We start from the raw sequence: 19,807 nt of genomic DNA, 5'->3' as shown, positions 1-19,807 counted from the left end.
CCGCCTAAAGGGGGCGGATTCCCACAGCTGGCGATGCACGTCCGCATCGGAGAATGTTCAAAGCAGCGTTGGTATCTCGATCATGCACGACACCACAGCCATCGCAGGCCCACTCTCTTACTCGCAGTCCCGCGATACCTTTCGGCCGCGTCGTGCTGTCTTTCGACCCGCACGCCGAACAGGACTGGGTGGAACCGCTTTCGTCGACTTCCTCGAACGTGGCCCCGTGCGCGATCGCCTTGTAACGGAGCTTGTTTCGGAAGGACGACCAGGATGCGTCGTAGACGCTCTTCGCCATCCTGGTTCTGGGGAGCTTCGCGGCCGACACGTCGCCGACCGCGATGTAATCGAAGCGCCGCACCAAATCGAGCGCCAGCTTGTGCTGGAAATCAGCACGCGCATTCGCCACCTTGGCGTGCAATTTCGCGATATGTCGCTTGTGCTTTCGCGCTCGCTGGGCCTTTGCCAGCTTATCGGCCGCTCGCTGGCCGAACCGGTCGTTCGGCAGCTTCTCGCCCGTCGAAAGTGTGGCGAAGTCTTTCAGGCCGAGATCGATGCCGACGCCGGAACGGATCGGGCGGGCCTGAACATCTGGCATCTCGATCACGATGTTCAAGAACCAATTGCCGCGCGCATCCTGCGCAAAGTTGGTTCCGTCCTTGATCTTGCCTTCGGGAAGCGGTCGGCTGTTGAACACGCGAAAGGTGCTGCCGGCAAAGCGAAATGCGTCGCCTTCGCGCTTCAGGTCACGCCCCTTCAACGGCACCCAGCCAAGAGATTTCTTGCCGCGATAGCGCAAGTAAGGCCGACGGCGCTGATTGCGCGACTTCGCGTATTGCTCGCACGTTGCGTTGACCGTGCCGGAGTGGATGCCGAGTATCTTGCTGCAGCCCGTCGTCAGTACGTTCAGATCGAAACCCGTCGGCCACCTCTTGTTCCACTTGAGGGCGTGTTTCTGCGTGTCGTTGCAGAAGTTCCAGACATAGTTCACCGCACGGCTCTGCTGGTTCAGGAGGCCGTTGAGCGACTTCACCCGGTAGCGATAGACAAGAATCATGCCGGTGATCCTAGTCGATGGAAGAAGCTGCCTGTCAAGGGTATGTCTTTCTTGCCCGCCATCGATGGCAACATTTCAAGGAGTAGTTGATGAGCGCGACGGAAATCTGGATCGTCATCATCGGGATGACGATCGTCACGGCCGTCACGCGCGCGCTGTTCCTGATCGGCGGCGAACGCACCGTGCTGCCCGAGCGTGCGCAGCGCGCGATGCGCTACGCGCCGGCGGCCGCCCTGGTCGCCGTCGTGCTGCCCGACGTGCTCGAAACGCCGGCCGGGCTGTCGTTCGCGCTGTCCAACCATCCGTTCTACGCGGCGCTCGCCGGCCTCGGCTGGTTTTTGTGGCGGCGCAGCATGCTCGGCACGATCGTCGTCGGGATGCTCGTCTTCACCGCGCTGCGCCTGGTCTTCTGATGGGCCGTCGTTCAGGCCCGCCGGGTACCGGCCGCCTGCGCGCGTGCATTGCTGCGTTGCGGCAATGGGTCCGTTCCCGCGCGCGATCCCAAATAGGCGGAATTCGCCGCCCGCGGGTCAGTCTGCCGGGTGGATCGGCTAGAATGCCCGTTCGAGATTTTTTACCCGTGCGCGTCATGCGAACCGCCAGCCACGGCCGCATCCGGCGCCCTTTCGCGGCAGCCCGCGCACGTCCAGCGTGAACCCCCTTTCCCCATCCACTACTTCAATTTGTTCAACATGAGCCAAGTCAAGCGTCTTACCGACCTGATCGCCGCCGGCCAGCTCGCCGGCAAGCGGGTATTCATCCGTGCCGACCTGAACGTCCCGCAGGACGACCAGGGCAACATCACCGAAGACACGCGCGTGCGCGCGTCCGTGCCGGCCATCCAGGCCGCGCTCGACGCCGGCGCGGCCGTGATGGTCACGTCGCACCTCGGCCGTCCGACCGAAGGCGAGTTCAAGCCGGAAGATTCGCTCGCGCCGGTCGCGAAGCGCCTCGCCGAGCTGCTCGGCCGTGACGTGCCGCTCGTATCGAACTGGGTCGAGAACGGCGTGAACGTCGCGCCGGGCCAGGTCGTGCTGCTCGAGAACTGCCGCGTGAACAAGGGCGAGAAGAAGAATTCGGACGAGCTCGCGCAGAAGATGGCGAAGCTCTGCGACGTGTACGTAAACGACGCGTTCGGCACCGCGCACCGCGCGGAAGCGACCACCCACGGGATCGCGAAGTACGCGCCGGTCGCGTGCGCGGGCCCGCTGCTGGCCGCGGAACTCGACGCGCTCGGCAAGGCGCTCGGCAACCCGGCCCGCCCGCTGGTGGCGATCGTCGCCGGCTCGAAGGTGTCGACCAAGCTCACGATCCTGAAGTCGCTGGCCGGCAAGGTCGACCAGCTGATCGTCGGCGGCGGCATCGCGAACACGTTCATGCTCGCGGCCGGCCTGTCGATCGGCAAGTCGCTCGCGGAAGCCGACCTCGTCAACGAGGCGAAGGCGATCATCGACGAAGCGCGCGAGCGCGGCGCGTCGGTGCCGATCCCGACCGACGTCGTGACGGCCAAGGAATTCTCGCCGACGGCCGCGGCCACGGTGAAGCAGGTCGCCGACATCGAAGCGGACGACATGATCCTCGACATCGGTCCGGACACCGCCAAGGCGCTCGCGAGCCAGCTCGAGAAGGCCGGCACGATCGTGTGGAACGGCCCGGTCGGCGTGTTCGAGTTCGACCAGTTCGGCAACGGCACCAAGACGCTCGCGGAAGCGATCGCCAAATCGTCCGCGTTCTCGATCGCGGGCGGCGGCGACACGCTCGCGGCCATCGCGAAGTACGGCATCCATGACCAGGTCAGCTACATCTCGACGGGCGGCGGCGCCTTCCTCGAGTTCCTCGAGGGGAAGAAGCTGCCGGCGGTGGAAGTGCTGGAAACGCGGGCGGCCTGAGCGTGGCGGCGCGCGCAGGGGTGACGAAGGCCGCGCGCTCCGCGAAAGCGGAGCCGACGGCCGGCGCGGGCAAGCGCAAACGCGCGCCCGCGCGGGCGAACACCGCCCCGCGCGCACCGGCGGCCGCCGGCGACGCGGCCGAGCAGCACCACGAGATTCAGAACAAAGCGATGCCGGGCGCAAGCACCGGCACGCCCCCCGGAGCGGCGGCCGCTGGGCCTGCCGCTTCCGGCTCTCGCAGCGTTTCACCCAGCGCATCCACCTTGATCCAGATGAGGAGTTTCATGCAGCGCGCCACCAAGATAGTCGCCACGATCGGCCCGGCTTCCAGTTCGCCGGAGATTCTGCTGCAGATGATGCAGGCGGGCCTCGACGTCGTGCGGCTCAATTTTTCGCACGGCACGGCCGACGATCACCGCCAGCGCGCCGAGATGGTGCGCGAGGCCGCCCGCAAGGTCGGCCGCGAGATCGCGATCATGGCCGACCTCCAGGGCCCGAAGATTCGCGTCGGCAAGTTCGAGAACGGCAAGACGACGCTCGAGCCGGGCCAGGCCTTCATCCTCGACGCGGGCTGCGAGCTGGGCAACGACGAGCGCGTCGGGCTCGACTACAAGGAGCTGCCGCGTGACCTGCGCACGGGCGACCTGCTGCTGCTGAACGACGGCCTGATCGTGCTGACCGTCGAGCGCGTGCTCGGCGACGAGATCCACACGATCGTCAAGGTGGGCGGCGAGCTGTCGAACAACAAGGGCATCAACCGCCAGGGCGGCGGCCTGTCGGCGCCCGCGCTGACCGCGAAGGACATGGAAGACATCCGTACCGCGATGTCGCTCGGCGCGGACCTGGTGGCGGTGTCGTTCCCGAAGAACGCGACCGACATGGAAATGGCGCGCCAGCTCGCGAACATCGCGGGCGCGCCGTACGGCATCAAGCCGAAGATGATTGCGAAGATCGAGCGCGCGGAAGCGATTCCGGCGCTGCAAAGCATTCTCGACGCGTCCGACGGCATCATGGTCGCGCGCGGCGACCTCGCGGTGGAAGTGGGCAACGCGGCCGTGCCGGCGCTGCAGAAGCGGATGATCCGGATGGCGCGCGAGTCGAACAAGCTCGTGATCACCGCGACGCAGATGATGGAATCGATGATCCACGCGCCGGTGCCGACCCGCGCGGAAGTGTCGGACGTCGCGAACGCGGTGCTCGACGGCACCGACGCGGTGATGCTGTCGGCCGAGACGGCTGCCGGCAAGTACCCGGTCGTCACGATCGAGACGATGGCGGCCGTATGCGTCGAGGCGGAAAAGTCGGAAGAAGTCGAGCTGGACAAGGATTTCCTCGACCGCACGTTCACGCGGATCGACCAGTCGATCGCGATGGGCGCGCTGTTCACCGCGTACCACCTGGGGGCGAAGGCGATCATCGCGCTGACCGAATCGGGCGCGACCGCGCTGTGGATGTCGCGTCACTACACGCACGTGCCGATCTTCGCGCTGACGCCGCGCGTCGGCAGCGAGCGCACGATGGCGCTGTACCGCAACGTGACGCCGCTGCACGTCGACTTCAACAGCGACCGCGACTCGGCGCTGCAGGCGGCGCTCGAGATCGTCGTCAAGCAGGGCTACGTGCAGCACGGCGACATGGTCGTGCTGACCGTCGGCGAGCCGATGGGGCAGGCGGGCGGCACCAACACGCTGAAGATCGTGCGGGTCGGCGAGCACTATTGAGCGCCCGCTGAATCTCGGGCCGGCCGCCCGGATCGGCTCAAGAATCGATCCGGCACCGTTTTTCGCGCAAAAGCCGCGTGGGGTCGAAGCCCCGCGCGGCTTTTTTTCTCATTTTTGCCCGCATTGTGCCGTGCGAACGTAACAAATTGCGAGTCGGCGCCACCGGGCGGTCGGAATCGGAGGCGCTTCGCGATAAAATGCGGCTATTCGACGCTCAGCCGCGCCGCGCTACCCCGGGTTCGACCGGGAGCGAGCGCCGCGCCGGCGTCAGGGCGCACCGGTTTTCATTCCATGGAGTTCCACAATGCCTCTCGTATCAATGCGTCAATTGCTGGACCACGCGGCAGAGCACGGTTACGGCCTGCCGGCCTTCAACGTGAACAACCTGGAACAGGTCCAGGCGATCATGGCGGCGGCGGACCAGGTCGGCGCGCCCGTGATCATGCAGGCATCGGCCGGCGCGCGTAAGTACGCGGGCGAGCCGTTCCTGCGCCACCTGATCGAAGCAGCAGTCGAGTCGTACCCGCACATCCCGGTCGTGATGCACCAGGATCACGGCCAGTCGCCGGCAGTCTGCATGGCCGCGATCCGCAGCGGCTTCACCAGCGTGATGATGGACGGTTCGCTGGAAGCCGACGGCAAGACGGTCGCATCGTACGAGTACAACGTCGACGTGTCGCGCAAGGTCGTCGAGATGGCGCACTCGATCGGCGTGACGGTCGAAGCCGAACTCGGCGTGCTCGGCTCGCTCGAGACGATGAAGGGCGACAAGGAAGATGGCCACGGCGCGGAAGGCACGATGACCCGCGAGCAGCTGCTGACCGATCCGGAGCAGGCTGCCGACTTCGTGAAGCTCACGCAGTGCGATGCGCTCGCGATCGCGATCGGCACGTCCCACGGCGCGTACAAGTTCTCGAAGAAGCCGACGGGCGACATCCTGTCGATCCAGCGCATCAAGGAAATCCACGCGCGCATCCCGAACACCCACCTGGTGATGCACGGTTCGTCGTCGGTGCCGCAGGAACTGCTGGCCGAGATCCGCGAATTCGGCGGCGACATGAAGGAAACCTACGGCGTGCCGGTCGAGGAAATCCAGGAAGGCATCAAGCACGGCGTGCGCAAGATCAACATCGACACCGACCTGCGTCTGGCGATCACCGGTGCGATCCGCCGCTACCTGTTCGAGAACCCGGGCAAGTTCGATCCGCGCGACTACCTGAAGCCCGCGCGCGAAGCGGCGAAGCAGGTCTGTGTCGACCGTTACCTCGCGTTCGGTTGCGAAGGGCAGGCCGGCAAGATCAAGCCGGTGGCGCTCGACAAGATCGCCGAGCAGTACAAGTCCGGCGCGCTCGCACAGGTCGTGCGCTGAGACTGTAGTACGATTGCCGCGCCCGATGTGGGCAACGGCAAGGCTGTCCGGCCGGATCTGATCCGGCCCCGCAGCCGCTCCGTCCGGCCGAACGAGGGCCGGCCGGCAACCGCCCGGGCGCCGTCGTCCGGCCGGTTCGCCGACGTATTGCAAGACCGCCGTTCCCGCCTGCCGCGGGGAACGGCGTTTCCCTTTTTGTTTGGCTCCTTATCTGCGAAAAGACGATGTCTACCCTCTACGAATCCACGCTCCGCTCGCTGCCGCTCCTCGGTCGCGGCAAGGTCCGCGATAACTACGCGGTCGGCAACGACAAGCTCCTGATCGTCACGACCGATCGTCTGTCGGCATTCGACGTGGTGATGGGCGAGCCGATTCCGAACAAGGGTCGCGTGCTGAACCAGATGGCGAACTTCTGGTTCGACAAGCTCGCGCACATCGTGCCGAACCACCTGACGGGCGACGCGCCGGAAGCGGTTGTCGCGGCCGACGAGGTCGAGCAGGTGAAGGGCCGCGGCGTGGTCGTCAAGCGCCTCGAGCCGATCATGATCGAAGCAGTCGTGCGCGGCTACCTGGCCGGCAGCGGCTGGAAGGAATACCAGGCGTCGGGCGCCGTGTGCGGCGTGCAGTTGCCGGAAGGCCTGCAGAACGCGCAGAAGCTGCCCGAGCCGATCTTCACGCCGGCCGCGAAGGCCGAGATGGGCGAGCACGACGAGAACATCACGTTCGAGGAAACCGAGCGCCGCATCGGCACCGAGCTGGCCGCGACGATCCGCGACATCTCGATCAAGCTGTACAAGGAAGCGGCCGACTACGCGGCCACGCGCGGCATCATCATCGCCGACACGAAGTTCGAATTCGGCCTCGACAACCACGGCAAGCTGTACCTGATGGACGAAGTGCTGACCGCCGATTCGTCGCGCTTCTGGCCGGCCGACCAGTACGAAGTCGGCACGAACCCGCCGTCGTTCGACAAGCAGTTCGTGCGCGACTGGCTCGAGGCGCAGCCGTGGGGCAAGACGGCGCCGGCGCCGGCACTGCCGGCCGACGTCGTCGAGAAGACGGCCGCGAAGTACCAGGAAGCGCTCGAGCGCATCACGGGCCAGTCGCTCGCCTGACCAGAGGGAACGCACGAAATGAGTGAAGTCCAGACCGCCCACACGCACAGCGCACCGCTCGTCGGCGTGCTGATGGGTTCGAGTTCCGACTGGGACGTGATGAAGCACGCGGTCGCCATCCTGCAGGAATTCGGCGTGCCGTACGAAGCGAAGGTCGTATCCGCGCACCGGATGCCCGACGAGATGTTCGACTATGCGGAGAAGGCGCGCGAGCGCGGGCTGCGCGCGATCATCGCGGGCGCCGGCGGCGCCGCGCACCTGCCCGGCATGCTGGCCGCGAAAACCACGGTGCCGGTGCTCGGCGTGCCGGTCGCGAGCAAGTACCTGAAGGGTGTCGATTCGCTGCACTCGATCGTGCAGATGCCGAAGGGCGTGCCCGTCGCGACGTTCGCGATCGGCGAGGCCGGCGCCGCGAACGCCGCGCTGTTCGCGGTGTCGATCCTGTCCGGCAACTCGGTCGACTATGCGAACCGCCTCGCCGCGTTCCGCGTGCGCCAGAACGAAGCCGCGCACGCAATGGTGCTGCCGCCGCTGGAATGACGGCGCACCGGCGGCCGCCCTGCGATTCGAGCGGCTGCCTGACCTCCCCACTTGCGGCGGGCAGCGCCCGCCGCGACCGACCACTGACATGACCGCAACTCCTGATTCCGTTTCCCCGATCCTGCCCGGCGCGTGGCTTGGCATGGTTGGCGGTGGCCAGCTCGGCCGCATGTTCTGCTTTGCCGCCCAGTCGATGGGCTATCGCGTCGCCGTGCTCGATCCCGATCCGACGAGCCCCGCCGGCGCGGTCGCCGACCGCCACCTGCGCGCGGCCTATGACGACGAAGCCGCGCTCGCCGAACTGGCCGACCTGTGCGACGCGGTATCGACGGAATTCGAGAACGTGCCGGCCGCGAGCCTCGATTTCCTCGCGCGCACGACGTTCGTCGCACCGGCCGGCCGCTGCGTCGCGGTCGCGCAGGACCGGATCGCGGAGAAGCGTTTCATCGAAGCGTCGGGCGTGCCCGTCGCGCCGCACGTCGTGATCGAATCGTCGGCGGCGCTCGCCGCGCTCGACGATGCCGCGCTCGACGCGGTGCTGCCGGGCATCCTGAAGACGGCGCGCCTCGGCTACGACGGCAAGGGCCAGGTGCGGGTGAGCACCGCGCAGGAAGTGCGCGACGCGCATGCGGCGCTGAACGGCGTGCCGTGCGTGCTCGAAAAGCGCCTGCCGCTGAAATACGAAGTGTCGGCGCTGATCGCGCGCGGCGCGGACGGCCGCTCGGCCGCGTTCCCGCTCGCGCAGAACGTGCACCACAACGGCATCCTCGCGCTGACCGTCGTGCCCGCGCCGGCCGCCGATGCCGCGCGTGTCGAAGAGGCGCAGCAGGCGGCCGTGCGGATCGCCGATACGCTCGGCTACGTCGGCGTGCTGTGCGTCGAATTCTTCGTGCTGGAAGACGGTTCGTTCGTTGCGAACGAGATGGCGCCGCGCCCGCACAATTCCGGCCATTACACGGTCGATGCGTGCGCCACGAGCCAGTTCGAGCAGCAGGTGCGTGCGATGACGCGGATGCCGCTCGGCAACCCGCGCCAGCATTCGCCGGCCGCGATGCTGAACATCCTCGGCGACGTGTGGTTCCCGAACGGTGCGGCCGGCGTAGGTGCGGCGGCCGATGCCGTCACGCCGCCGTGGGACACGGTCGCGGCGATGCCGACCGCGCACCTGCACCTGTACGGCAAGGAAGAGGCGCGTATCGGCCGCAAGATGGGCCACGTGAACTTCACGGCCGAAACGCGCGACGAAGCCGTCGCCGCGGCCACCGCGTGCGCGCAGCTGCTGCGCGTGCCGCTCGACTGAGACGCCAGCCGATGTCCATCGATCTCCCGAACGCCGTGACGGCTGCTCAGATCGACGCGGCCGCCGCGTTGCTCGACGCGGGCCAGCTCGTCGCCTTTCCGACCGAAACCGTCTACGGGCTCGGCGGCGATGCGGCGAATCCCGAGGCCGTCGCGCGCATCTACGCGGCGAAGGGGCGGCCCGCGAATCATCCGGTGATCGTGCACCTGCCGCCAGGTGGCGATCCCGGCTACTGGGCCGCCGATCTGCCGGCCGACGCGCAGGCGTTGATCGATGCGTTCTGGCCGGGCCCGCTGACGCTGATCCTGAAGCGCCACGCGCGCATCCCGGACGCCGTGAGCGGCGGCCAGGATTCGGTCGGGCTGCGCTGCCCGTCGCATCCGGTCGCACAGGCGCTGCTGGCCGCGTTCAGCGCGCGGCGCGGCGGGCATGGCGGCGTGGCTGCGCCGTCCGCGAACCGGTTCGGCCATGTAAGCCCGACCACCGCGCAGCATGTGCGCGACGAATTCGGCGACACCGTGCACGTGCTCGACGGCGGCGCATCGGAAGTCGGTATCGAATCGACGATTCTCGACCTGTCGCGCGGCTTCCCGGCGCTGCTGCGCCCGGGGCACGTGACGCCGCAGCAGATCGCCGCCGTGCTCGGCCGTGCGCCGCAACTGCCTGACGGCAGCGACGCGACCGCGCCGCGCGCGTCGGGCACGCTGAAGGCGCATTACGCGCCGCGCACGCCGCTCGCGCTGCTGCCGTTCGACGCGCTCGAGCCGTTGCTCGCGGCCGCGCAAACCGATGGCGAACGCGTCGCGCTGGTCGCCCGCGCGTCGCGCGCGGGGCAGTGGGCACAGGCCGACGGCGTGCATTTCGTCGCGGCGCCGGAAGATCCGTCCGCGTATGCGCGCGAGCTGTACGGAATGCTGCGTGCGCTCGACCGCGCGCAGGTCGCGCGCATCCTCGTCGAAAAGTTGCCGGAGACGGTCGAATGGATCGCGGTCAACGATCGGCTCGGCCGCGCCGCCGCAGCGTTCGAAGCGGCCGAATGACGAAGGCGCGCGGTTGACGCGACCGTCGCCGCGCCGGTTTCCCGCACATGAAAAAACGCCCGACCGGCAAACCGGTCGGGCGTTTTCGTTTGGGCGCGTGGCCGGCGGCTTACTTGCCGACGCCGGACTTCGCGATCTGCTGTTCGACGAACTGCGCGAACAGCGCATGCAGGCGCGTCGTCGGGTGGACCGTGTCGGCGAACATGTAGGTTTGATCCGCGTTCGCGACCGTGTAGGTCTGCGGCGAGCAGAACAGCGACGAGCCGAATGCGGTTGCGTTCGCGACGCCGTACTGCGTGGCGGCCTGGACCATCGCCTTCAGATTGCAGGCGGTGTCGGTGTTCGACACGGCGAAGCCGTTCGCCTTGTAGTTCGCGAGGATGCCGTCCTGCCACGTGAACGTGTCGAGCAGCACGTACTTGGTCGTGTCGACCTTGAGTGCCTGCAGCGTCGCGGCGAGCGTGCCGTTGAACAGCATCGACAGTTGCGTGAGGGTCGTCTGCGCGCCGCCCTGGAGCGCGAGCGGCGTGCCGCCGATGTCCGGCACGTTCGACACGAACACGTGCGTCGCGCCGGCGGCGACGATCTGCTGCACGATGCCCGCGAGCTGTTGCGCGGCGGCGCCGATGTTCTGCTGCAGCTGCGTCGGCGTGATCGCGCCGGCCTGCAGTGCCGCGACCTGATAGAAGATGTCGTTTGCGCCGCCGTTCAGCAGCACGATCTGGCCGGCGTTGAAGCTGCCGTGCTGCGACACGTACTGCTTGACCTGGTCGGCGATCGGCGTCGTGGTCGCTTGTGCGTAATCGGGGTTCGGCACGCTGGCGTCCGCGTGGCCGATGCCCGGCTGCTGCGTCACGCGCGAGCCGCCCTGAGCGTAGCCGAGGCCGCCGGTGGCCTGCAGCGGAATGCCGAAGCCGCCCTGGTTCGCGGGCTGCAGCGTGTCGCCGTAGTACTGCGCGACGTTCTGCGTCCACACCTGGCCCGGGTTGGTCGTGAAGCGGCCGCCGCCGAAACCGAGCTTGATCTGCGAGTAGGTGCCCGCGTCGGACAGGCTGTCGCCGAACGACACGACCTGCATTTTCACGCCCGACGGCGGCGTGTTCGATGCGCTGTTGTTGTTGTCGTCACCGCCGCCGCCGCACGCGGCGAGCAGCGCGAGCGCGGCGCCGGCGATCGCGAGCTGCGCGGTGCGCAGCATGCGCTGACGGGTGCGGGCGGGTGCGTGTTGTTGTGTCTGCATCGTTCGATCTCCTCGTAGATATGGCCTGATGTGTTTCTCATCTGCCGCGTGCCTGCTCGGTTCCGGGCTGCGCGGCGGCCGTTGGCTGAAACGGTTTATTGGTCTCGCGCGGCCGCGAGCGGCACGGTGCGCGGATCGGGGTTCGCGGCCTCGGCAATCTGCGCATGATAAGCGCTCGCCCATTCGGGCGGGCCGAAAATCGCGCGCAGCTTGTTGCGCCAGCCGTCGACGCGCAACGCGTCGCCGGCCATCGACACCCACTCGTGGAACGTCGCGACGAGCGGGTTGTTCGAGCCGAGCCGCTCGACGATTCCGTACTGCGGCGGATCGTCGGGCGTTTCCTCGACATAGCTGCCGAACAGGCGATCCCAGATCACCAGGACGCCTGCGTAATTACGGTCGATGTAGCGTGGGTTGCGCGCATGGTGCGTGCGGTGGATCGACGGCGTGTTCAGCACGTATTCGAGCCAGCCGAGCTTGCCGATCGCCTGCGTGTGCACGAAGAACTGGAACGCGAGGTTGATCAGCACGATGCCGACGACCTGTTGCGGCGGAAAACCGGCGAACGCGAGCGGCAGCCAGAACACCCACATCCCCGCGACCGGGTACATCAGGCTCTGGCGGAACGCGGTCGAGAAATTCATCCGCTCGGACGAGTGGTGCACGACGTGCGCGGCCCACAGCCAGCGCACGCGATGGCTCGCGCGATGAAACACGTAGTAGAGGAAATCCTGCGCGACGAACAGCACCGCGAACGACAGCCAGCCGTCCTGCCACGTGAACAGGCGATAGTGCTGGTAGCAATACGCATAGACGGGGATCACGAACAGCCACGCGAGCTTGTCGGCGCCCTGGTGCATCAGCGCGAGCGCCGCGTTGCACAGTGTGTCGCGCCACGCATAGACAGCGTCCTGCGCACGGGTGCGGGCGAGGTGCCAGGCCTCCCACGCGATGCAGAGCAGGAAGACGGGCGCCAGCGCGAGCAGAAGCAATTCGACGTCGAATCGCATGGGCGTGTCTCCTTCTTTCCCCTGCAAGCCTTGAGGCCGGGCGTATGGCCCGTTGTAGATATCGGTCAGGCCAACAGCCTACGCAATCGCCAAGCGCTAGGCGAGGGGGCAGCGTAGAGGGTTCCCTCTGAGGACAGGGTTTTTACGGAAGCCGCGCGGCACGGGGGCGGGCGGTGTGGCCCTGTTTTGCGGGCGTGGGTGGCGCGCGGTGTGTCGCGCGCCGGTGGCGGCCGGCGTTTCAAACCAGGGAGGGCGGGATTCGGTGTGCGCAGGGGCCGGCAGGCGGCCCCTGCGGTGCGTCAGGGCGACACGTTACGCGGCGGCGCCCGATGCCGCGGCGGGCCGACGCGCGCCGGCAGCAGGCCGCCGGCGTGCCTTATGTCGTGGTGCGCGGCGACGTCAGTGCGCGCCGGCGTAGATCCACTCGAGCAGCGAGTCGTGCGCGGCGCGCGCGGCTTCCGCGTGATCGTTGTTGATGAAGCTCACGACGATGTAGCTCTGGCCGTCCGCACCGGCGACGTAGCCGGCGATCGCGCGCACGTCGCGCAGCGTGCCGGTCTTGATGTGCGCGTTGCCGAGCACGCCGGCGTTGGTGAGGCGGTTCTTCATCGTGCCGTCGATGCCGGCGATCGGCAGCGAATCGACGAACGCCTGCGCGACCGGGCTCGCGTTCGCGGCCTGCAGCAGCGCGGCGAGCGACAGCGCGCTCACATGTTCTTCGCGCGACAGGCCCGAGCCGTTCTCGAGCACGAGGTCGGGCATCGCGATGCCGTTCTTCTGCAGGAACGCCTGGATCACGCGGCTCGACTGCTCGGGCGTCGCGGGCGGCTTGCCGCTGACCGCGCCGATCGTCAGGAACAGGTTGCGCGCCATCACGTTGTTGCTGAACTTGTTGATGTCGTAGACGATGCTGCCGAGCACCGGGCTGTGATGCACGGCGAGGGGCCGCGCGGCGGTCGGCACCTTGCCCTCGCTCACCGGCCCGGCGATCGTGCCGCCGTCCTGCTGCCACAGCGCGAGGAAGCCGCGCGCGAAGAACGTCGTGTGATCGAGGATCGCGAGGTTGGTCGTGTGCGCGCCGCAGCGCAGCGGGTAGTCGCCGGCGAACGAGGCGGTCATGATCCCGCCGCCGGCCGTCAGCGTCGGGCGCGCGGCCGCGGCGGCCGCGCTGCACGAGCCCGAGCCTTCGACCAGTTGGTTGTCGATCGACAGGTCCGCGAGCGGCGGCAGCACGTCGACGGCCACCTTGCCGTCGTCGCCCGGCGTGACGGTGAACGACACGGCCTTGAATGCGTACAGCAGCGGATCGGGGCCGACGTTGTACGGCGCGCTCGCGTCGTCGTCGAACGAAGGGAGATCGCGCGTCGACGTCGCGAAGTAGCTCTTGTCGAGCACGAGGCCGCCGGCCACGCGCTTGACGCCGGCCTTGCGGAGCTTGTCGACGAGATCGATCAGCTCTTCCGGCACGAGCTTCGGATCGCCGGTGCCCTTGATGTACAGGTTGCCCTGCAGCGTGCCGTCCGGGTCGACGGTGCCGTCCGTGTAGGCGGTCGTGCGCCAGCGGTAGTCGGGGCCGAGGATCGACAGGCCCGAGAAGGTCGTCACGAGCTTCATCGTCGAGGCCGGCATCATCGGCCGGCTCGCATTCCACGCGATCAGCGGTTCGGGATCGCCGACGCGCTCGACGACGACGCTCATCGCCGACGCCGGCACCTTCGCGCGCTGCAGCGCGACGAGCACCGACGCCGGCAGGCCGGCCGCGCGTGCGGCAGGCGACACGACGGCCGTCTTGCGTGCTTCCTTGTGGGATTTCTTGCGGGCCTGCGCGGGCGGCGCGAAGGCGAGGGCCGTGCAGGTGGCGACGATGGCGGCTGCCTTCAGGCAGACGCGGGCACGGGGGGCGAACCGGGTGGAAAGATCGGAAATCGGCATGAGCGAATACGGGGGGAAGCACGACGTTCGGGCAGGGCGCGCGCGGCGCCAAAGCGCACATTGTAGAGACAAGTCCGGACAGCCCCCTTGCAATCCGCCTTTCTGTTGCATTGCACGGTGCCGCGCGCCCGGTTCGCGGCGCTACAATGGTCGGCGTGTTTGACTCGCCCCATGGATGCCTGTCCCGATGCGGATTCTGCTTGTCGAAGATGATCGAATGATTGCCGAAGGCGTGCGCAAGGCGCTGCGCTCGGACGGCTTCGCAGTCGACTGGGTGCAGGACGGCGACGCCGCGCTGACGGCGCTCGGCGGCGAGACGTACGACCTGCTGCTGCTTGATCTCGGCCTGCCGAAGCGCGACGGCATCGACGTGCTGCGCACGCTGCGCGCACGCGGGCTGGCGCTGCCGGTGCTGATCGTCACCGCGCGCGACGCGGTGGCCGACCGCGTGAAGGGGCTCGACGCGGGCGCCGACGACTACCTCGTCAAGCCGTTCGACCTCGACGAACTGGGCGCGCGGATGCGCGCGCTGATCCGCCGCCAGGCCGGGCGCAGCGAATCGCTGATCCGCCACGGCGCGCTGACGCTCGATCCCGCTTCGCACCAGGTGACGCTCGACGGCGCGCCCGTCGCGCTGTCCGCGCGCGAATTCGCGCTGCTCGAGGCGCTGCTCGCGCGGCCCGGCGCGGTGCTGTCGAAGAGCCAGCTCGAGGAGAAGATGTACGGCTGGGGCGAGGAAATCGGCAGCAACACGGTCGAGGTCTACATCCACGCGCTGCGCAAGAAGCTCGGCTCGGACCTGATCCGCAACGTGCGCGGGCTCGGCTACATGGTCGTCAAGGAAAGCTGACGCGTGAGGTCGATTCGTCATCAATTGCTGATCTGGCTGCTCGCGATCGTCGTCGCGGGCGTGGGCCTCGCGGGCTGGCTCATCTACCGGCAGGCGCTCGCCGAAGCGAACGAACTGTTCGACTACCAGTTGCAGGAAATCGCCGCGGCGTTGCCGTCCGAGCCGTTCTCGCAGGTGTTCGGCTCGCGCACCAACGGCGACGAAGGCATCGTGATCCAGATCTGGAACCGCAACGGCGTGCTGATGTACTTCTCGCATCCGCGTGCGCCGATCGCGCCGCGCGCGGAGCTCGGGTTCTCGACCGAACGCACCGATCGCGGCGAATGGCGCGTGTACGGCGCGATCGTCGGCGACAACGTCGTGCAGCTCGCGCAGCCGCTGTCGGTGCGCAACCGGCTCGCGGCGAACGTCGCGCTGCGCACGCTGTGGCCGCTGATCGTGCTGTTGCCGTTCCTCGGCGCGGCCGTGTGGGTGATCGTCGGTCGCGGGCTCGCGCCGCTCGGCCGCGTGACGCGCGCGGTCGAGGCGCGCCGGCCGGAAGCGCTCGATGCGCTGCCCGATGGGCGCCTGCCGCTCGAGGTGCAGCCGCTCGTGCGCGCGCTGAACGGGCTGCTCGCGCGGCTGGCGGCCGCCCTCGACACGCAGAAGGCCTTCGTGGCCGATGCCGCGCACGAACTGCGTACACCGCTCGCGGCCGTGCAGATCCAGGCGCAGCTCGTTGCCCGTGCGAAGGACGACGCGTCGCGCCGTGAGGCGATCGCCGATCTCCAGGATGGCGTGTCGCGTGCGACGCGCCTCACCGAGCAACTGCTCGCGCTCGCCCGCGCCGAACCGGATGGCGCGACGATGCGCGAGCCGGTCGACCTGCAGGCGCTGCTCGCCGAATGCGTGGCCGCGCTTGCGCCGCTCGCGCAACGGCGCGACATCGATCTCGGCTTCGAGGAGACGCGCGCGGCGAGCGTCGTCGCGGACGTCGGCGCGCTGCGCGTGATGTTCGGCAACCTGCTCGACAACGCGGTGAAGTACACGCCGGACGGCGGCCGCATCGACGTATCGCTGACCCGCGACGCGGCCGGCCGCGCGTGCGTGCAGATCGGCGACAGCGGGCCCGGCATTCCGGCCGACGAGCGCGAACGCGTGTTCGACCGCTTCTACCGCGACAGCTCCGCGCGGGCGCGCACCGACGTGTCGGGCAGCGGGCTCGGGCTCGCGATCGTCAAGCGCGTGGCCGCGCAGCAGGGCGCGACGGTGTCGCTCGGCGACGCGGCCGCGGGTGGCCTGCTCGTCAGCGTCGTGTTTCGCGATGCCGAGATGCCGGCCGAGGCGCCGCAGCCGTCCGAATCCGTGTGAAGCACGACCCTGCGCGGGCGCCGGTAGCCGCTTAAGCCCCGCTTAAGGCTGATTAAGCCTCCTTTAAGTCAGGGTCGTTACGCTGCGTCCTAACAAAGAGGAGGTCCTACGATGAACACCCGATTCCTTGCGCGCGGCGCCGTCGCGGTCGCCGTGGCGGCCGCCCTGTCCGCCGGTTATGTCGCCGGCACCCACCGCGCCGATCCGCAGATCATCACGCCCGCGCAGGCCGCCGCATTGATGCCGGCCGAAGCGGCCGCGAAGACCGGCATCCCCGATTTCTCCGGGCTCGTCGAGACCTACGGCCCGGCGGTCGTGAACATCAGCGCGAAGCACGTCGTGAAGCAGGTGTCGCGGCGCGTGCCGCAGCCGCAGCTGCCGATCGATCCGAGCGACCCGTTCTACCAGTTCTTCAAGCACTTCTACGGCCAGGTGCCGGGCATGGGCGGCGACGCGCAGCCGGACGACCAGCCGAGCGCGAGCCTCGGTTCCGGGTTCGTCATCAGCTCCGACGGGTACATCCTCACCAATGCGCACGTGATCGACGGCGCAAACGTCGTCACGGTCAAGCTGACCGACAAGCGCGAATACAAGGCGAAGGTCGTCGGCTCCGACAAGCAGTCCGATGTCGCGGTGCTGAAGATCGACGCGAGCGGCCTGCCGACCGTGAAGATCGGCGATCCGGCGCAGAGCAAGGTCGGCCAGTGGGTCGTCGCGATCGGTTCGCCGTACGGCTTCGACAACACGGTCACGTCGGGCATCATCAGCGCGAAGTCGCGCGCGCTGCCGGACGAGAACTACACGCCGTTCATCCAGACCGACGTGCCGGTGAACCCCGGCAACTCGGGCGGCCCGCTGTTCAACCTGCAGGGCGAGGTGATCGGCATCAACTCGATGATCTACTCGCAGACGGGCGGCTTCCAGGGCCTGTCGTTCGCGATCCCGATCAACGAAGCGATCAAGGTGAAGAACGAACTCGTGAAGACGGGCCACGTGAGCCGCGGCCGCCTCGGCGTCGCCGTGCAGGGGCTGAACCAGACGCTCGCGAGCTCGTTCGGGCTGCAGAAGCCGGACGGCGCGCTCGTCAGCTCGGTCGACGCCAACGGCCCGGCCGCGAAGGCCGGCCTGCAGCCGGGTGACGTGATCCTGTCGGTCAACGGCTCGCCGGTTGCCGATTCGACGTCGCTGCCCGCGCAGATCGCGAATCTGAAGCCGGGTTCGAAGGCCGACCTGCAGATCTGGCGCGACAAGTCGAAGAAGTCGATCAGCGTGACGCTCGGCGCGATGGCCGACGCGAAGCTCGCGTCGAACGACGGCGGGCCGGTCGAGCAGGGGCGCCTGGGCGTCGCGGTGCGTCCGCTGTCGCCGCAGGAGCGCAGTGCCGCCAACCTGTCGCATGGCCTGATCGTGCAGCAGGCCGGCGGGCCGGCCGCCAACGCGGGCATCCAGCCCGGCGACGTGATCCTCGCGGTCAACGGCCGTCCGGTCACGAGCCCCGAGCAGTTGCGCGACGCGGTCAAGGGGGCGGGCAACAGTCTTGCTCTGCTGATCCAGCGCGATAATGCACAGATCTTCGTGCCGGTCGACCTGAGCTGACCGGCGACGGCCGATGGCCGGCCAGGCCGGCCGCGGCGGGCGCCGCCGCCGTACTGAAGGTGTGGCGCGGCGCCCTGTATGTGTTCCGACCCCAAGGAGAGAGCCATGCAATATCTACGCAACGTGTCCCGATTTGCCGTCGCCGCGGCGCTGGCCGCCGGCCTCGCAGCCGGAGCGACCGGCGCGTACGCGCAGTCGGACGGCTTGCCCGCCGCGCGCCAGCAGGGCGACGTCACCTTCGTGTCCGGCGGCGTCGGGCTGGACGAATCGACGGCGTTCCAGCGCAACGAGCCGAATTGGCCGCTGGCGCTGCGGTTCACCGGCAAGGGCGGTGAGTTCCTGGCCGACGTCCACGTGCGGATCGTCGACGGCAAGGGTACCGAAGTGCTGAAAACTGACGCGCGCGGGCCGTACATGCTCGTGAAGGTGCCGCCGGGCCGCTATACGGTGCAGGCGTCGTACCAGGGCAACGAGGAATCCCACGCCGTCACGGTCGGCGCGAAGGGCGGCGCGAAAACCGCCTTCCAGTGGAGCGCGCAGTAGCTCGCCGCGCGCGGCCCCGGCCGGGGTTGCGCATTCGGCTGCGGTTTCGCCCATAATGAAAGCCACGGCATCCGTGCCGTGGCTTTTTCGTTTCCTGAGCCCGGCTTGGCCTGGCCGCCCCAAGGAGAAACGATGTCCGACGCAGCCGACCCTCGCCTCGAAATCGTGCCGAACCGCCATCGCGTGCGTGTGATCCATCGCGGCATCACGTATGCCGATTCGCACGGCGCGCTGACCGTGCGCGAAACGGGTCTGCCGGACACCCACTACCTGCCGCGCCGCGACGTCAACATGCGCCGGCTCGTGAAATCAGGCGTCACGTCGACCTCCCCGTTCAGGGGCGAGGCCGTGCACTTCGACTTGCAGACCGAGGACGGCGTGATCGAGAACGCCGCATGGAGTTACGAGGAACCGAAGGAGGCCGCGTCGGCGCTCGCGCAATACGTTGCCTTCGACGCTGCAAGGATCGACAGTCTCGTCGAGACGTCCTGATGCGGCGCGTGTTCATCGGGGAGGCGTCATGGAACTGAACGACACATTGCGCATACCGCTCGCCCCGCCCGTCGTGCGGGAGGCATTCGAGGATCTCGCGTTGCTGCGCGCGAGCTTCGAGCATTGCGAATCCTTCGAGAAGCTTGCGCCTGGCGCGTTTGCGCTGACGATCACGGTGCCGCTCGGCCCGCTGCGTGCCCGCTACGACGTGCGTGCGCATGCGGCCGCCGAGCAGGGCGACGCGGAAGGGCAGCCGCGCCGCGTGCTCAACTTCAAGGCGCGGGCCGACGGGCTCGGCGCGCTGCGCGGCCAGGTCGAACTCGTGCTGATGCCGGATGACGACGCGAACGCCACGCGCATCGAGTACGTGGTCTGGGCGACGGCGAGTGGCCCGCTCACCGAGCTGCCGGGGCGGCAGATCGAAAACACGCTGCGCGAATGGACCGACGATTTCTTCCGCGAATTCTGCGCGGTCGTGCAGGCGAAGCACGGGCTTGCACCGAATCGCGCGCGCTCGGCCGCGCCACGGCGCCAGCACGTGTTCCTGCGGCCGGCGTCGCTGGTGGCCGCGACGAAGCGTGCGTTGCCGCCGCACTTTGGCAGTGCGCTGACCGGGCGTGCCGCTGGCGCGCTCCCGCATCGCAGCGCAGGCACGGTGCCCGTGTGGGCGTGGGTCGCGATGATCGTCTTCGTCGCGCTGCTGCTTTACGCGGCGCGCTGGTTCAACGGCGGCTGAGCGGCCGGCCGGTTCCGCCGCGAGGCC

19 protein-coding genes are annotated in these 19,807 nt (G+C 68.3%); 14 read left to right on the top strand and 5 right to left on the bottom strand.

What is annotated here, in order from left to right; translation table 11 throughout:
* Positions 1-4: 4 nt before the first annotated feature.
* Positions 5-1,057, bottom strand: coding sequence for an RNA-guided endonuclease TnpB family protein (locus CFB47_RS15095; protein ID WP_089461578.1), 1,053 nt, complete (start codon positions 1,055-1,057; stop codon positions 5-7).
* An 89-nt stretch (positions 1,058-1,146) separates the two neighbouring features.
* Between CFB47_RS15095 and CFB47_RS15090 the strand changes: the two genes are divergently transcribed.
* Positions 1,147-1,470, top strand: coding sequence for an AzlD domain-containing protein (locus CFB47_RS15090; RefSeq protein WP_069248754.1), 324 nt, complete (start codon positions 1,147-1,149; stop codon positions 1,468-1,470).
* Positions 1,471-1,749: 279 nt separating this feature from the next.
* On the top strand, positions 1,750-2,946 hold the full coding sequence (locus CFB47_RS15085) for a phosphoglycerate kinase (protein WP_069257480.1): 1,197 nt from the start codon (positions 1,750-1,752) through the stop codon (positions 2,944-2,946).
* A 157-nt stretch (positions 2,947-3,103) separates the two neighbouring features.
* Here the strand turns inward: CFB47_RS15085 and CFB47_RS41750 are convergent, their stop codons facing one another.
* On the bottom strand, positions 3,104-3,232 hold the full coding sequence (locus tag CFB47_RS41750) for a hypothetical protein (RefSeq protein ID WP_256093618.1): 129 nt from the start codon (positions 3,230-3,232) through the stop codon (positions 3,104-3,106).
* On the opposite strand from CFB47_RS41750, the gene pyk reads away from it, so the two are divergent.
* The 6 genes from pyk (at position 3,231) to CFB47_RS15055 (ending at position 10,031) form a co-directional block, all read left to right on the top strand.
* A complete protein-coding gene (gene pyk / locus CFB47_RS15080) occupies positions 3,231-4,667 on the top strand; it encodes a pyruvate kinase (RefSeq protein WP_039360687.1) in 1,437 nt (478 codons plus the stop codon). The genes CFB47_RS41750 and pyk overlap by 2 nt on opposite strands.
* Before the next feature lie 304 nt (positions 4,668-4,971).
* Entirely contained in the window at positions 4,972-6,036 is a 1,065-nt protein-coding gene (gene fba / locus CFB47_RS15075; protein ID WP_034189083.1) for a class II fructose-bisphosphate aldolase, read from the top strand.
* A gap of 224 nt (positions 6,037-6,260) precedes the next feature.
* On the top strand, positions 6,261-7,151 hold the full coding sequence (locus CFB47_RS15070; protein ID WP_039360621.1) for a phosphoribosylaminoimidazolesuccinocarboxamide synthase: 891 nt from the start codon (positions 6,261-6,263) through the stop codon (positions 7,149-7,151).
* A gap of 18 nt (positions 7,152-7,169) precedes the next feature.
* Positions 7,170-7,691, top strand: coding sequence for a 5-(carboxyamino)imidazole ribonucleotide mutase (gene purE / locus CFB47_RS15065; protein WP_039360624.1), 522 nt, complete (start codon positions 7,170-7,172; stop codon positions 7,689-7,691).
* 88 nt (positions 7,692-7,779) lie between these two features.
* Entirely contained in the window at positions 7,780-8,991 is a 1,212-nt protein-coding gene (locus tag CFB47_RS15060; protein ID WP_089456851.1) for a 5-(carboxyamino)imidazole ribonucleotide synthase, read from the top strand.
* 11 nt (positions 8,992-9,002) lie between these two features.
* The gene (locus CFB47_RS15055) at positions 9,003-10,031 is read left to right on the top strand and encodes an L-threonylcarbamoyladenylate synthase (RefSeq protein ID WP_089461577.1); all 1,029 of its coding nucleotides are present in this window, start codon (positions 9,003-9,005) and stop codon (positions 10,029-10,031) included.
* A 109-nt stretch (positions 10,032-10,140) separates the two neighbouring features.
* Here the strand turns inward: CFB47_RS15055 and CFB47_RS15050 are convergent, their stop codons facing one another.
* From CFB47_RS15050 to dacB, 3 genes are all read right to left on the bottom strand, one after another.
* On the bottom strand, positions 10,141-11,271 hold the full coding sequence (locus CFB47_RS15050; RefSeq protein WP_089461576.1) for an SGNH/GDSL hydrolase family protein: 1,131 nt from the start codon (positions 11,269-11,271) through the stop codon (positions 10,141-10,143).
* Between the two features lie 95 nt (positions 11,272-11,366).
* Entirely contained in the window at positions 11,367-12,281 is a 915-nt protein-coding gene (locus CFB47_RS15045) for a sterol desaturase family protein (RefSeq protein ID WP_089461575.1), read from the bottom strand.
* Positions 12,282-12,680: 399 nt separating this feature from the next.
* Positions 12,681-14,213 carry a D-alanyl-D-alanine carboxypeptidase/D-alanyl-D-alanine-endopeptidase gene (dacB, locus tag CFB47_RS15040; protein WP_089456847.1) on the bottom strand — a complete coding sequence of 511 codons (1,533 nt, stop codon included), beginning with the start codon at positions 14,211-14,213 and terminating at the stop codon, positions 12,681-12,683.
* 187 nt (positions 14,214-14,400) lie between these two features.
* Here dacB and CFB47_RS15035 point away from each other — a divergent pair, with 187 nt between their 5' ends.
* The 6 genes from CFB47_RS15035 to CFB47_RS15010 all read left to right on the top strand — a co-directional run bounded on the left by CFB47_RS15035 (position 14,401) and on the right by CFB47_RS15010 (position 19,780).
* Positions 14,401-15,063, top strand: coding sequence for a response regulator (locus CFB47_RS15035; protein WP_021164091.1), 663 nt, complete (start codon positions 14,401-14,403; stop codon positions 15,061-15,063).
* Between the two features lie 3 nt (positions 15,064-15,066).
* Positions 15,067-16,413 carry an ATP-binding protein gene (locus CFB47_RS15030; RefSeq protein WP_089456846.1) on the top strand — a complete coding sequence of 449 codons (1,347 nt, stop codon included), beginning with the start codon at positions 15,067-15,069 and terminating at the stop codon, positions 16,411-16,413.
* Positions 16,414-16,524: 111 nt separating this feature from the next.
* A complete protein-coding gene (locus CFB47_RS15025; RefSeq protein WP_089461574.1) occupies positions 16,525-18,009 on the top strand; it encodes a DegQ family serine endoprotease in 1,485 nt (494 codons plus the stop codon).
* A 105-nt stretch (positions 18,010-18,114) separates the two neighbouring features.
* On the top strand, positions 18,115-18,552 hold the full coding sequence (locus tag CFB47_RS15020) for a carboxypeptidase-like regulatory domain-containing protein (RefSeq protein WP_089440918.1): 438 nt from the start codon (positions 18,115-18,117) through the stop codon (positions 18,550-18,552).
* A gap of 132 nt (positions 18,553-18,684) precedes the next feature.
* Positions 18,685-19,044, top strand: a complete 360-nt coding sequence (locus CFB47_RS15015) for a DUF427 domain-containing protein (protein WP_089440917.1) — start codon at positions 18,685-18,687, stop codon at positions 19,042-19,044.
* A gap of 28 nt (positions 19,045-19,072) precedes the next feature.
* Positions 19,073-19,780, top strand: a complete 708-nt coding sequence (locus CFB47_RS15010) for a CoxG family protein (RefSeq protein WP_089440916.1) — start codon at positions 19,073-19,075, stop codon at positions 19,778-19,780.
* The last annotated feature ends 27 nt before the right edge of the window (positions 19,781-19,807 follow it).

The sequence above is a fragment of the Burkholderia sp. AU27893 genome (assembly GCF_002223205.1).
Lineage (GTDB): Bacteria > Pseudomonadota > Gammaproteobacteria > Burkholderiales > Burkholderiaceae > Burkholderia.
This window is presented reverse-complemented; position numbering and strand designations above follow the sequence as displayed.

Excerpts from the sequence above, each read along its gene's own strand:
- CFB47_RS15035 (WP_021164091.1), top strand. The coding sequence starts at position 14,401 with ATGCGGATTCTGCTTGTCGAAGATGATCGAATGATTGCCGAAGGCGTG.
- CFB47_RS15070 (WP_039360621.1), top strand. The coding sequence starts at position 6,261 with ATGTCTACCCTCTACGAATCCACGCTCCGCTCGCTGCCGCTCCTCGGT.
- CFB47_RS15060 (WP_089456851.1), top strand. The coding sequence starts at position 7,780 with ATGACCGCAACTCCTGATTCCGTTTCCCCGATCCTGCCCGGCGCGTGG.
- dacB (WP_089456847.1), bottom strand. The coding sequence starts at position 14,213 with ATGCCGATTTCCGATCTTTCCACCCGGTTCGCCCCCCGTGCCCGCGTC.
- pyk (WP_039360687.1), top strand. The coding sequence starts at position 3,231 with ATGCAGCGCGCCACCAAGATAGTCGCCACGATCGGCCCGGCTTCCAGT.
- CFB47_RS15095 (WP_089461578.1), bottom strand. The coding sequence starts at position 1,057 with ATGATTCTTGTCTATCGCTACCGGGTGAAGTCGCTCAACGGCCTCCTG.
- CFB47_RS15055 (WP_089461577.1), top strand. The coding sequence starts at position 9,003 with ATGTCCATCGATCTCCCGAACGCCGTGACGGCTGCTCAGATCGACGCG.
- fba (WP_034189083.1), top strand. The coding sequence starts at position 4,972 with ATGCCTCTCGTATCAATGCGTCAATTGCTGGACCACGCGGCAGAGCAC.
- purE (WP_039360624.1), top strand. The coding sequence starts at position 7,170 with ATGAGTGAAGTCCAGACCGCCCACACGCACAGCGCACCGCTCGTCGGC.
- CFB47_RS41750 (WP_256093618.1), bottom strand. The coding sequence starts at position 3,232 with ATGAAACTCCTCATCTGGATCAAGGTGGATGCGCTGGGTGAAACGCTG.
- CFB47_RS15085 (WP_069257480.1), top strand. The coding sequence starts at position 1,750 with ATGAGCCAAGTCAAGCGTCTTACCGACCTGATCGCCGCCGGCCAGCTC.
- CFB47_RS15050 (WP_089461576.1), bottom strand. The coding sequence starts at position 11,271 with ATGCAGACACAACAACACGCACCCGCCCGCACCCGTCAGCGCATGCTG.
- CFB47_RS15020 (WP_089440918.1), top strand. The coding sequence starts at position 18,115 with ATGCAATATCTACGCAACGTGTCCCGATTTGCCGTCGCCGCGGCGCTG.
- CFB47_RS15090 (WP_069248754.1), top strand. The coding sequence starts at position 1,147 with ATGAGCGCGACGGAAATCTGGATCGTCATCATCGGGATGACGATCGTC.
- CFB47_RS15045 (WP_089461575.1), bottom strand. The coding sequence starts at position 12,281 with ATGCGATTCGACGTCGAATTGCTTCTGCTCGCGCTGGCGCCCGTCTTC.
- CFB47_RS15015 (WP_089440917.1), top strand. The coding sequence starts at position 18,685 with ATGTCCGACGCAGCCGACCCTCGCCTCGAAATCGTGCCGAACCGCCAT.
- CFB47_RS15025 (WP_089461574.1), top strand. The coding sequence starts at position 16,525 with ATGAACACCCGATTCCTTGCGCGCGGCGCCGTCGCGGTCGCCGTGGCG.
- CFB47_RS15010 (WP_089440916.1), top strand. The coding sequence starts at position 19,073 with ATGGAACTGAACGACACATTGCGCATACCGCTCGCCCCGCCCGTCGTG.